Below are 12,176 nucleotides of genomic sequence, written 5' to 3'. Positions count from 1 at the left end.
TAATCTGGCGTTGATTTTTGGCACGCTGTTGAGTTCTCAAGGAACGGACGCTTCCTTTGTACTCACCCTCTCGGGCTTTCCTCCGGGCTTCCCTTCGGTCTTGCGTTTACGACTCTATCAGATCTTTCCGACCCGATTTCCTCGGCGCTTTCCGGTCCCTTTTGTTTTCACTCCGGGGGCCTTTCGGCGGTTCCGACTTTATCAGATGATCTGAGTCGGATTTCCCGCCTCCCGGTCAGCTGTCCTGGCGCACGGCGGCGCTGGAGCTTCCCGTTCTGGCGGAGCCGTAAACGTACTGGAGCGGGGCGCCCCGATGCAAATCGAGGGGCCCCGCTCCGGTGTGGCGCAGGTCAGACCGGTCAGACCTCTACGACGACCGGGAGGATCATCGGGCGCCGGCGGTAGGTGTCGGAGACCCACTTGCCGACGCTGCGGCGGATCAGCTGCTGGAGCTGGTGGGGTTCGACGACGCCGTCCTGGAACGACTTGTTGAGGGCCTGGTCGATCTTCGGGAGCACCGCGTCGAACGCGGAGTCGTCGATACCGGAGCCTCGGGCGTGGACGTGCGGGCCGCCCACGATCTTGCCGGTCGAGGAGTCGACCACGACGAAGACCGAGATGATGCCCTCCTCGCCCAGGATGCGGCGGTCCTTGAGGGAGGTCTCGGTGACGTCGCCGACCGAGAGGCCGTCGACGTACACGTAACCCGCCTGGACCTTGCCGGTGATCCGGGCGCGGCCGTCGACCAGGTCGACGACGACGCCGTCCTCGGCGATGACGATGTGGTCCTTGGGGATACCCGTCATCGCGCCGAGCTCGGCGTTGGCGCGCAGGTGGCGCCATTCGCCGTGGACCGGCATGAGGTTCTTCGGTCGGCAGATGTTGTAGAAGTACAGCAGCTCGCCGGCCGAGGCGTGGCCCGAGACGTGGACCTTGGCGTTGCCCTTGTGGACGACGTGCGCGCCCCAGCGGGTCAGGCCGTTGATCACGCGGTAGACCGCGTTCTCGTTGCCCGGGATCAGCGAGGACGCCAGGATCACGGTGTCACCGGGGACGATCCGGATCTGGTGGTCGCGGTTGGCCATGCGGGACAGGGCCGCCATCGGCTCGCCCTGGGAACCCGTGCAGACCAGCACGACCTCGTCGTCCGGCAGGTCGTCGAGGGTCTTCACGTCCACGACGAGGCCGGCCGGGACCCGGAGGTAGCCCAGGTCACGGGCGATGCCCATGTTGCGGACCATCGAGCGGCCGACGAAGGCGACCCTGCGGCCGTACTCGTGGGCGGCGTCGAGGATCTGCTGGATGCGGTGCACGTGGCTGGCGAAGCTGGCCACGATGATGCGCTTCTGGGCGTTCGCGAAGACCGTGCGCAGGACGTTGGAGATGTCCTTCTCCGGCGGGACGAAGCCCGGGACCTCGGCGTTCGTGGAGTCCGAGAGGAGGAGGTCGATGCCTTCCTCGCTCAGACGCGCGAAGGCGTGCAGGTCCGTGAGGCGGCCGTCCAGCGGGAGCTGGTCCATCTTGAAGTCGCCGGTGGCGACGGCCATGCCCGCGGGGGTGCGGATCGCGACCGCGAGCGCGTCCGGGATGGAGTGGTTGACCGCGATGAACTCGCAGTCGAACGAACCCAGGACCTCCCGGTCGCCCTCCTTCACCTCGAGGGTGTAGGGGCGGATGCGGTGCTCCTGGAGCTTGGCCTCGATCAGGGCGAGGGTCAGCTTGGAGCCGATGAGCGGGATGTCCGGCTTGAGCCGGAGCAGGTAGGGGACGGCACCGATGTGGTCCTCGTGGCCGTGCGTGAGCACGATGCCTTCGATGTCGTCGAGGCGGTCCCGGATGATGGTGAAGTCCGGCAGGATCAGGTCGACGCCGGGCTGCTCCTCCTCGGGGAAGAGGACGCCGCAGTCGACGATGAGCAGACGGCCGTCGAACTCGAAGACCGTCATGTTCCGGCCGATTTCGCCGAGCGGGATGACGCGCAGGGCGCCCTTCGGCAGCTTCGGCGGGGCGCCGAGTTCAGGATGCGGATGACTCAAAAGACTCTCCTCACCACGCACGCCACGTACCTCTTGGCACGTGGCGCGCATGACATTCGTGCACTTGCTGTTGTCAGTGTTCAGTTGTGAAGTCCGTTGTCAGAGCTCTACCCCGCCGGCGGCCAGGTCGACCTTGAGCTGCTCGGTCTCCTGGGGGGAGAGCTCCACGAGCGGCAGGCGCAGCGGGCCGGCCGGGAGGCCCTGGAGGGCGAGGGCGGCCTTGGTGGTCATGACGCCCTGGGTGCGGAACATGCCGGTGTAGACCGGGAGCAGCTTCTGGTGGATCTCGGTGGCCTTCTGGACCTCGCCGCCCAGGTGGGCGTCGACGAGGGCGCGGAGCTCCGGGGTGACCACGTGGCCCACGACGGAGACGAAGCCGCAGGCTCCGACCGAGAGCAGCGGGAGGTTGAGCATGTCGTCGCCGGAGTACCAGGCGAGGCCGGAGCGGGCGATCGCCCAGCTGGCGCGGCCGAGGTCGCCCTTGGCGTCCTTGTTGGCGACGATGCGCGGGTGCTCGGCGAGCCGGACGAGTGTCTCGGTGTCGATCGGGACGCCGCTGCGGCCGGGAATGTCGTACAGCATCACCGGGAGCCCGGTGGCGTCGGCGATGGCCGAGAAGTGCCGGTACAGGCCCTCCTGCGGGGGCTTGTTGTAGTACGGGGTGACGGCGAGCAGGCCGTGCGCGCCGTCGCGCTCGGCGGCGCGGGCGAGCTCGATGGAGTGGTGGGTGTCGTTGGTGCCGATGCCGGCCACGATGTGGGCGCGGTCGCCGACCGCCTCCAGTACCGCTCGTACCAGCTCCGATTTCTCCGCGTCGCTGGTGGTGGGGGACTCGCCGGTGGTGCCGTTGACGACGAGGCCGTCGTTGCCTGCGTCCACCAGGTGGGTGGCCAGTCGCTGGGCACCGTCGAGGTCGAGTGCGCCGTCCGCCGTGAAGGGCGTGACCATGGCGGTGAGGACCCGCCCGAAGGGGGTCTGCGGAGTGGAGATCGGAGCCATGGGTAACACGCTACTCGCTGCTCAGCGCCGGGTGTCCCCGAGGGGCACGGGAGAAAGGAGCCCGGCGCTGCCTGCTCGGGGGTTCAGGCAGCGCCGGGTCCGTTTGATCAGCCTAGATGAACTTCGTGAAACGTCGCAATACGGACACTTCGCTCGGGGTGTTCGGACATCTGTGCCCTACGGGGCCACACGGCCGTTCTTGTTGAAGGCCGCGTGGGTCAGCGGCATCAGCCGGGCCCAGTGCTCCTCCATCTTCTCGCCGACCATCTCGATCTCCCGCTGCGGGAAGGACGGGACCGCGGCAAGCTCGTGCTGGGTGCGCAGCCCGAGGAAGTGCATCAGCGAGCGCGCGTTGCACGTGGCGTACATCGAGGAGAAGAGACCGACGGGCAGGACCGAACGGGCGACCTCACGGGCGACGCCGGCGGCCAGCATCTCCTGGTAGGTGGCGTACGCCTGGCGGTACGAGTCCTCCATCGTGCGGCTGACCAGGTCGTGCTGCTCCTGGGTGCCGTCGACGAAGACGTACTTGCCCGGGCGGCCCTCCTGGACGAGCTTGCGGGAGGCGTCGGGGACGTAGAAGACCGGCTGGAGCTCCCTGTAGCGGCCCGATTCCTCGTTGTACGACCAGCCCACCCGGTGCCGCATGAACTCGCGGAACACGAAGATCGGGGCGCTGATGAAGAACGTCATCGAGTTGTGCTCGAAGGGGCTGCCGTGACGGTCCCGCATCAGGTAGTTGATGAGGCCCTTCGAACGCTCCGGGTCCTTCTGGAGCTCTTCGAGGGACTGCTCCCCCGCCGTGGACACCCGGGCCGCCCAGAGGACGTCGGAGTCGGCCGCCGCGCTCTTGACCAGATCAACGGTGACGTCGCTCCGGAAGTCGATCTTCACGTTCTCGGTGGGGCTGTCGGTCACCAGCGGTCCTTCCAATCGGTTGCTGCGGTCGCCCACTCTAACGACGTCCTACCGGGGGACGAGATTCGGCTGCTTTGGTGAAATAGGGCACCAAAACCCTGGTTCTGTCGTCTGTACCTGTGACGCATGACGACAAGCCGAGGAGAGTGGACCTGATGTTCAGCCGGGAAGAGGCCGTACCGTTCGCGTTCGTCGCGGAGGCCGACCACTTTCGCAGTAACGTCACTCCACCACCCCGGGAGCGCCTCGGTGCCTCGCAGATCGTGGGCCGTACCCTGCTCGGACTGACCGTCGTGGCCGGTCTCGTCGGGTCGCTGATCTTCGGGATGCCGTCCCTGCAGTCGGGTGACTCCGCCACTCGTCAGCAGCAGTCGGAAGCCTCCGACAACCGCTGAGGTAGCCTCACCGGGCACTGCCCCTTCGAGCGTGCTTGTGAGTGAGGATCTGTCGTGCCCCTGCCCTTTCTGACGGCCGACCGTGCTTTTGACACGAACGACCACATCGCCCTGCCGTTCGACGACCACGATCAGTGGCGTCGTCCCTACCGGCCGGGTTCCTGGCGGGTCGGCGCGGCGGCGCTCGCGCTGCTGCTCGCCTCGTTCGTGCTGCTCGCCGCGGTGATCATCGCCGCCGCCGGAGCGTTCAGCGGCGCGGGCGTCACCCTGGGCATGGCCGTGCTCGTCATCCTGGCCGCCCTGCGGATGCTGCGCATGGGCACCTGGGTGAGCCGCGCCGGAGCGCGCCGCGTGGCCTTCTTCTCGACCGTCACCGTGCCGTGGGCGAAGGTGACGTCCGTACGGACCGTGCAGCAGCCGGTGCGCTGGCTGGGTCTCCCCCGCACCGTCCAGGGCCAGGCCCTGGTGCTCGGTCGGCAGGGTGGTGAGCAGCTGCTGCTGCTCACCGACCACAACGCCGACTTCCTCTCCCGTGTCGAGGCCTTCGACCGGGCGGCCGACACGGTCGAGGCGTGGAACGCCGAGTACGGCGTCGCCCAGGCCGCTACGCGCTGACCGGACGACGCCCCTCGTGGAGGGCGATGGCCCGCTGCATCGCCTTGCGGGCCCGGGGGGTGTCGCGGGCGTCGTGGTACGCCACCGCGAGCCGGAACCAGCAGCGCCAGTCGTCCGGCGAGTCCTCCGTCTCGGCCTTGCGCCGGGCGAAGACCTCGTCGGCCGAGTCGCGGTCGATACGGCCGCCCTCGGTGCGCTTCAGCTCGTCGACGGGCAGGCCGCCCTCCGCCTCCAGCTCGGTGGCGAGGCGACCCGCCTGCCGTGCGAACCGGGTGTTCTTCCAGAGGAACCAGCCACCGACACCGGGCAGCAGGAACGCCACCGCGCCCATGCCCATGGCCGCCGGTTCACCCGTGAGGAGCAGCAGGACGCCCTCCATGGCCACCACGCCGAAGACGAGCACCAGCACGGTGGCCAGGAAGATGTACGTGATCTTTCCGCCCATCGCCGTCAGCCCAGGTCCAGGAAGTGCTCCAGGCCGAACGTGAGGCCCGGGGCGCCGGTCACACGGCGGGCGCCCAGCAGGATGCCCGGCATGAAGCTGGAGTGGTGCAGCGAGTCGTGGCGGACGGTGAGCGTCTCGCCCTCGCCGCCGAGCAGCACCTCCTGGTGGGCGAGGAGGCCCGACAGGCGTACCGAGTGGACGCGGACGCCGTCGACGTCGGCGCCGCGGGCGCCGTCGAGGGCGGTCGCGGTGGCGTCCGGCTGGGCGCCGAGGCCGGCCTCCGCGCGGGCGGCGGCGATCAGCTGGGCCGTCCGGGTCGCGGTGCCGGAGGGGGCGTCCACCTTGTGCGGGTGGTGCAGTTCGACGACCTCGACCGACTCGAAGTACGGGGCCGCGAGCTGGGCGAACCTCATGGTGAGGACCGCGCCGATGGAGAAGTTCGGAGCGATGAGGACGCCGGTCTCCGGGGAGGCGGCGAGCCAGGTCCGCAGCTGCGCGAGGCGCTCCTCGGTCCAGCCGGTGGTGCCGACGACCGCGTGGATGCCGTGGCGCACGCAGAAGTCGAGGTTCTCCATGACCGAGGCGGGGGTGGTCAGTTCGACGACCACCTGGGCGCCCGCCTCGGTGAGGGTCTCCAGCTTGTCGCCCCGCCCGAGGGCGGCGACCAGTTCCATGTCCGCGGCGGCCTCGACGGCCTTCACGGCCTCGGAGCCGATCCGGCCCTGTGCACCGAGGACCGCCACACGCAGCTTGCTCATTGCTCTGAATTCCTTAGGGATCGGGGTCAGGAGACCGCTTGGTGGAGGCGGTCCGCCTGCTTGTCCTTCAGCGGGCCGATCACCGAGAGCGAGGGCCGCTGGTCCAGTACATCGCGGGCGACCTCGCGGACCTCGTCCGGGGTGACGGCCGCGATCCGGTCCAGCATGTCGTCGACCGACATCTGGGTGCCCCAGCACAGCTCGCTCTTGCCGATGCGGTTCATCAGGGCGCCGGTGTCCTCCAGGCCCAGGACGGTCGAACCGGAGAGCTGACCGACGGCGCGGGCGATCTCGTCGTCGGTGAGGCCATCGGTCGCGACCTTGTGGAGTTCGTCCCGGCAGATCTTGAGGACGTCGTGGACCTGGCCGGGCCGGCAGCCCGCGTACACCCCGAAGAGGCCGCAGTCGGCGAAGCCCGAGGTGTACGAGTACACGCTGTAGGCCAGTCCGCGCTTCTCGCGGACCTCCTGGAAGAGGCGGGAGGACATGCCGCCGCCGAGGGCCGTGTTCAGCACGCCGAGGGCCCAGCGGCGCTCGTCGGTGCGGGCCAGGCCCGGCATGCCGAGGACCACGTGGGCCTGCTCGGTCTTGCGGTTGAGGAGCTCGACGCGGCCCGCCGCGCGCAGGGTGCGCAGACCGTCGCGGGGGGCGACGGGGGTGCTGTCGGTACGGGTGAGGGCGCCGGCCTTCTCGAAGGCGCGGCGGACCTGGCGTACCACCGTGGCGTGGTCGACGTTGCCGGCCGCGGCCACGACGAGGTGGGTCGGGTCGTAGTGCTTCTTGTAGAAGCGGGCGATCTGACCTCGGGTGAGGGCGTTGACCGTGTCGACGGTGCCGAGGACCGGGCGGCCCAGCGGGGTGTCGCCGAACATGGTCTGCGCGAACAGCTCGTGCACCACGTCACCGGGGTCGTCCTCGGTCATCGCGATCTCTTCGAGGATGACACCGCGCTCGGCGTCCACGTCCTCCTCGAGGATGAGCGAGCCCGTGAGCATGTCGCAGACGACGTCGATCGCCAGCGGCAGGTCGGTGTCGAGGACCCGGGCGTAGTAGCAGGTGTACTCCTTCGCCGTGAAGGCGTTCATCTCGCCGCCGACCGCGTCGATCGCGGCGGAGATGTCGAGGGCGGACCGCTTGTGGGTGCCCTTGAAGAGGAGGTGCTCCAGGTAGTGGGTCGCGCCGTTGAGCGTCGGGGTCTCGTCGCGGGAGCCGACGTGCGCCCAGATGCCGAAGGTGGCGGAGCGCACGGAGGGGAGGGTCTCGGTGACGATCCGGAGGCCGCCGGGGAGGGTCGTACGGCGGACCGTGCCGATGCCGTCCCTGCCCGGGAGAAGCGTTTGGGTACGGGCGACGGCCCGCCCCTCCGAAGAGGGGCGGGCCGTCGCGCGGGAACTACGGGACGTCACTTGGCAGCGTCGTCCTTGTCACCCTCGGCAGCGTTCTCGTCGTCCGCGATCACGGGGATCAGGGACAGCTTGCCGCGCTGGTCGATCTCGGCGATCTCGACCTGGACCTTGGAGCCGATCGCGAGCACGTCCTCGACGTTCTCCACGCGCTTGCCACCGGCGAGCTTGCGGATCTGCGAGATGTGCAGCAGGCCGTCCTTGCCGGGCATGAGGGAGACGAAGGCACCGAAGGTGGTGGTCTTGACGACCGTACCCAGGTACCGCTCGCCGACCTCCGGCATGGTCGGGTTGGCGATCGCGTTGATCGTGGCGCGGGCGGCCTCGGCCTGCGAGCCCTGCTGGGCACCGATGTAGATGGTGCCGTCGTCCTCGATCGTGATGTCGGCGCCGGTGTCCTCCTGGATCTGGTTGATCATCTTGCCCTTGGGGCCGATGACCTCACCGATCTTGTCCACCGGGATCTTGACGGTGATGATGCGCGGCGCGTTCGGGGACATCTCGTCCGGAACGTCGATCGCCTCGTTCATCACGTCGAGGATGTGCAGACGCGCGTCGCGGGCCTGCTTCAGCGCGGCGGCCAGGACCGAGGCGGGGATGCCGTCGAGCTTGGTGTCGAGCTGGAGGGCGGTCACGAACTGCTTCGTGCCGGCGACCTTGAAGTCCATGTCGCCGAACGCGTCCTCGGCACCGAGGATGTCGGTGAGGGCGACGTAGTGCGTCTTGCCGTCGATCTCCTCGGAGATCAGACCCATGGCGATACCGGCGACGGCGGCCTTCAGCGGCACACCGGCGTTCAGCAGCGACATGGTGGAGGCGCAGACCGAGCCCATGGACGTCGAGCCGTTGGAGCCGAGAGCCTCGGACACCTGGCGGATCGCGTAGGGGAACTCCTCGCGCGTCGGCAGCACCGGCACGATGGCGCGCTCGGCGAGCGCGCCGTGGCCGATCTCGCGGCGCTTGGGCGAGCCCACGCGGCCGGTCTCACCGACGGAGTACGGCGGGAAGTTGTAGTTGTGCATGTAGCGCTTGCGGGTCACCGGGGAGAGGGTGTCCAGCTGCTGCTCCATGCGGAGCATGTTGAGGGTGGTGACGCCCAGGATCTGGGTCTCGCCACGCTCGAACAGCGCCGAGCCGTGCACGCGCGGGATGGCCTCGACCTCGGCCGCGAGCGTACGGATGTCGGTCAGGCCACGGCCGTCGATGCGGACCTTGTCCTTGATGACGCGCTCGCGGACCAGCTTCTTGGTCAGCGCGCGGTAGGCGCCCGAGATCTCCTTCTCGCGGCCCTCGAAGGCCGGGAGGAGCTTCTCGGCGGCGAGCTCCTTGATGCGGTCGAGCTCGGTCTCGCGCTCCTGCTTGCCGGCGATGGTGAGCGCCTTGGTGAGCTCACCCTTGACGGCGGCGGTCAGCGCCTCCAGGACGTCGTCCTGGTAGTCCAGGAAGACCGGGAACTCGCCGGTGGGCTTGGCGGCCTTGGCGGCGAGGTCCGACTGGGCCTTGCAGAGGACCTTGATGAAGGGCTTCGCGGCCTCGAGACCGGCGGCGACGATCTCCTCGGTCGGCGCCTCGGCGCCGTCCTTGACGAGGTCGATGGTCCTCTCGGTGGCCTCGGCCTCGACCATCATGATCGCGACGTCGCCGTCCTCGAGGACGCGACCGGCGACGACCATGTCGAAGACGGCGTCCTCGAGCTCGGTGTGCGTCGGGAACGCGACCCACTGGCCCTTGATCAGGGCGACGCGGGTGGCGCCGATGGGGCCGGAGAAGGGCAGGCCCGCCAGGATCGTGGAAGCGGAGGCGGCGTTGATCGCGACCACGTCGTACAGGTGGTCGGGGTTGAGCGCCATGATCGTCTCGACGATCTGGATCTCGTTGCGCAGGCCCTTCTTGAAGGAGGGGCGCAGCGGCCGGTCGATCAGGCGGCAGGTGAGGATCGCGTCCTCGGAGGGGCGGCCCTCACGGCGGAAGAAGGAGCCGGGGATCTTGCCGGCCGCGTACTGCCGCTCCTCGACGTCCACCGTCAGGGGGAAGAAGTCGAGCTGGTCCTTGGGGCGCTTCGAGGCGGTGGTCGCCGAGAGGACCATCGTGTCGTCGTCCAGGTAGGCGACGGCGGAGCCGGCGGCCTGCTTGGCGAGACGGCCGGTCTCGAAGCGGATGGTGCGGGTGCCGAAAGTGCCGTTGTCGATGACGGCCTCGGCGTAGTGGGTCTCGTTCTCCACTAGCGGTTTCTCCTACGTGTTCGTCTTTGCGTCCGGGGCCCGTGTGGCCGGGGACGGTGTTCGACGGTGGCGGAGAGGCGCGCCTCGGGTGCGGGCCGGTCTTCGATCGAAGCACCCGGTGATTCGTCCGGGGGCCACTACCGAGGACCGGCGGCTGGCCGGCGGCTTCTCGCTCGTCGTATGGGGTTGTGCGACCAGACTAAGCCGGTGCGCACACTTTGTGCACGTACAGCAAAGGGAGCGGCCCCCTGAAAGGTGGGAACCGCTCCCTCAACGGCGTGTTACTTGGCGCCGCCGGCCGCACCGCGGCGGATGCCGAGGCGGTCGACCAGCGTACGGAAGCGCTGGATGTCCTTCTTGGCCAGGTACTGCAGCAGGCGGCGGCGCTGGCCGACCAGGATCAGCAGACCACGGCGGGAGTGGTGGTCGTGCTTGTGCTGCTTGAGGTGCTCGGTCAGGTCCGAGATGCGGCGGGACAGCATGGCGACCTGGACCTCGGGGGAGCCGGTGTCGCCCTCCTTGGTGCCGAACTCGGTCATGATCTGCTTCTTGACAGCGGCGTCGAGAGCCACGCGGATCTCCTCTTAGGTGTTCGTGCGCCCGTGAGTGCCCCTGGTCTTGATCTCAGGGGAAGCTTCCGTGACTCGACGGGCGAAGGTCCGATGGGCGCTGCTTCCAGAGGCTTCCCGACGAGGTCGGGGGCTTTCCGGGAGCGCGTACACAAACGGCCGTCACACAGCGTACCAGCTCGGCGGAGCGCGTCGGGTCGCGGCCCCCGCGCTCCGCCGGGCGGGCCGCTACTTGCTGGTGAGCGAGCGGACCGTGGTGAAGACGTCGAGGACGGCGAGGCAGAGCGGGACGAGGGAGAGCAGGACGAAGCCCTCGGTCAGGTCGAGGAGGCGGCCCCAGAACGGGGAGAGGCCCTTCCTCGGGATGATCAGGCCGATCGCGGTGACCAGCGCGGCTCCGGCGGCGACGGCCGCGGTGAGCCAGATCGTACGGATGTCGAGACCGCCGCGGTCCCCGTACATCAGGAGGTCCTTGACGAGGTCGACCGGCGGGTTGAGGGAGAGGCCGAGGACGAGCAGCGCGATGGCGGCGATGCCGGCGACGAGGATGCAGGCGACCTGCGAGGTGTAGCGGAAGAGCCGCGCGCGCAGCAGCATCGCGAGGCCGGCGGCGAGGGCGAGGAGCTGGCCCCAGACGTTTCCGGCGAAGCCGAGGACGGCGGCGGAGCCGACGACGACGGCCGCGCAGCCGCCGACCAGGCCGAGGAGCATCTCGTGGCCGCGGCGGGCCTGGAGTGCGATGCGCTCGCCGTCGACGGGCTGGGCGTCCTCGCCGGCCGGGTGCTGCGACTCGCCGAGGAACTCGTCGTCGGCGGCGCTGCGCGGGGCGGCGTAGCCGATGGGGAGCCGGGCGAAGCGGGCGGAGAGGCCGGGCAGGAAGGCGACGAGGCCGATGGCGACGGGGGCGCAGACGGCGGCCGTCTCGGTGGCGGTGGTCTCGGTGAGGATCGCCAGGAAGGTGGCGAGGGTGCCGACGGCGGCCAGGAAGGTCGCCGCGACGAAGGGCGCGTCGCCGCTGGGGGTGAGCGCGACGAGCGCCACGGAGGCGACGAGGACGGTGACGCAGCCGAGGAGGAACTGCAGGCGTCCGGGTCCCTGGCCGGCGTCGGGGCCGACGATGCCGGAGCCGGCGATGAGCAGCAGTGGCAGCGCGCCGAGGCCGAGGGCGACGGCGGTGGCCCGGTCGCCGTACACCCGGGCCCGTACTCCGGCGAAGGCCGTGAGGAGGAAGCCGGCGGCGCCCGCGATGATGCCGGGCAGGCTGTGCATGTCGTGGCGGACCGGGTCGGCGAACCAGAGGACGAAGCCCATCAGGACGAGGAGCAGCACGCCGCCGAGGAGTCCGGCGCCGCGGAGCAGCTCGTCGCTCCACAGGTGCCGGTCGCGGGTGACGGCGGAGGCCACGGCGTCGGACACGTCGTCGTAGACGGCCGGCGGCAGGGACTGGGCGAACGGGCGCAGGGAGAGCACCTCGCCGTCGAGGACCTGCTGGGCCGCGAGGGTGCGGGCCCCGTCGAGGACGGAACCGTCCCGGCGGACCAGGTGGTAGCCCGTGGGCGTTCCGGCGGCCTGTGTCTGTCCGGTGAGTCGCAGGATCTCCGGGTAGACGTCGGCGACGGCGATGTCCTCCGGGAGTGCGACGTCGATGCGGCTGTCCGGCGCCACGACGGTGACGCGGCAGAAACCGGTCGCTGCGGTCGTACTCACGTGTCTGGACCCCCTGATTCGCGGTTGCGCACGATGCGCGCGCCACCCTACCGGGGACGGCCGGTGGGGGCTGCAAGTAGGATCGCCGTCCCATGGGGGAAGTCCGAAC

The 12,176-nt window shown here is 69.5% G+C and carries 12 protein-coding genes; 3 read left to right on the top strand and 9 right to left on the bottom strand.

The window, feature by feature from the left end:
- A partial coding sequence (locus IE311_RS36595; protein WP_229901791.1) for a hypothetical protein occupies positions 1–214 on the top strand: 214 nt, incomplete at its 5' end.
- 145 nt (positions 215–359) lie between these two features.
- On the opposite strand, the gene IE311_RS08900 is transcribed toward IE311_RS36595, so the two are convergent.
- From IE311_RS08900 to thyX, 3 genes are all read right to left on the bottom strand, one after another.
- Positions 360–2,036, bottom strand: a complete 1,677-nt coding sequence (locus IE311_RS08900) for a ribonuclease J (protein WP_189831018.1) — start codon at positions 2,034–2,036, stop codon at positions 360–362.
- Between the two features lie 99 nt (positions 2,037–2,135).
- Positions 2,136–3,035 (bottom strand): 4-hydroxy-tetrahydrodipicolinate synthase, encoded by a 900-nt coding sequence (gene dapA / locus IE311_RS08895; protein ID WP_189831017.1) that lies wholly within the window; start codon positions 3,033–3,035, stop codon positions 2,136–2,138.
- A 177-nt stretch (positions 3,036–3,212) separates the two neighbouring features.
- Positions 3,213–3,953 carry an FAD-dependent thymidylate synthase gene (gene thyX, locus IE311_RS08890; RefSeq protein ID WP_189831016.1) on the bottom strand — a complete coding sequence of 247 codons (741 nt, stop codon included), beginning with the start codon at positions 3,951–3,953 and terminating at the stop codon, positions 3,213–3,215.
- 155 nt (positions 3,954–4,108) lie between these two features.
- Between thyX and IE311_RS08885 the strand changes: the two genes are divergently transcribed.
- Positions 4,109–4,348, top strand: a complete 240-nt coding sequence (locus IE311_RS08885) for a hypothetical protein (RefSeq protein WP_189831015.1) — start codon at positions 4,109–4,111, stop codon at positions 4,346–4,348.
- A 54-nt stretch (positions 4,349–4,402) separates the two neighbouring features.
- Positions 4,403–4,963 (top strand): hypothetical protein, encoded by a 561-nt coding sequence (locus IE311_RS08880; protein ID WP_189831014.1) that lies wholly within the window; start codon positions 4,403–4,405, stop codon positions 4,961–4,963.
- Here the strand turns inward: IE311_RS08880 and IE311_RS08875 are convergent.
- From IE311_RS08875 to eccD, 6 genes are all read right to left on the bottom strand, one after another.
- Positions 4,953–5,408 carry a tetratricopeptide repeat protein gene (locus IE311_RS08875; RefSeq protein ID WP_189831013.1) on the bottom strand — a complete coding sequence of 152 codons (456 nt, stop codon included), beginning with the start codon at positions 5,406–5,408 and terminating at the stop codon, positions 4,953–4,955. The two genes, IE311_RS08880 and IE311_RS08875, sit on opposite strands and share 11 nt — an antisense overlap.
- Positions 5,409–5,413: 5 nt before the next feature.
- Positions 5,414–6,166 carry a 4-hydroxy-tetrahydrodipicolinate reductase gene (dapB, locus tag IE311_RS08870; protein WP_189831012.1) on the bottom strand — a complete coding sequence of 251 codons (753 nt, stop codon included), beginning with the start codon at positions 6,164–6,166 and terminating at the stop codon, positions 5,414–5,416.
- Positions 6,167–6,192: 26 nt separating this feature from the next.
- Positions 6,193–7,572: a M16 family metallopeptidase gene (locus IE311_RS08865; RefSeq protein WP_189831011.1), complete on the bottom strand. Its 1,380-nt coding sequence runs from the start codon at positions 7,570–7,572 to the stop codon at positions 6,193–6,195.
- Positions 7,569–9,791: a polyribonucleotide nucleotidyltransferase gene (locus IE311_RS08860; protein WP_189831010.1), complete on the bottom strand. Its 2,223-nt coding sequence runs from the start codon at positions 9,789–9,791 to the stop codon at positions 7,569–7,571. Before IE311_RS08860 ends, IE311_RS08865 begins: the two co-directional genes overlap by 4 nt.
- 281 nt (positions 9,792–10,072) lie before the next feature.
- Positions 10,073–10,363: a 30S ribosomal protein S15 gene (gene rpsO / locus IE311_RS08855; RefSeq protein ID WP_030206644.1), complete on the bottom strand. Its 291-nt coding sequence runs from the start codon at positions 10,361–10,363 to the stop codon at positions 10,073–10,075.
- A gap of 225 nt (positions 10,364–10,588) precedes the next feature.
- Positions 10,589–12,067: a type VII secretion integral membrane protein EccD gene (gene eccD / locus IE311_RS08850; RefSeq protein ID WP_189831009.1), complete on the bottom strand. Its 1,479-nt coding sequence runs from the start codon at positions 12,065–12,067 to the stop codon at positions 10,589–10,591.
- Between the last annotated feature and the right edge of the window lie 109 nt (positions 12,068–12,176).

This window comes from Streptomyces zaomyceticus, assembly GCF_014656215.1.
Lineage (GTDB): Bacteria > Actinomycetota > Actinomycetes > Streptomycetales > Streptomycetaceae > Streptomyces > Streptomyces zaomyceticus.
Note: the sequence above shows the minus strand (reverse complement) of the source record. Positions and strands in the feature narration are given on the sequence as shown.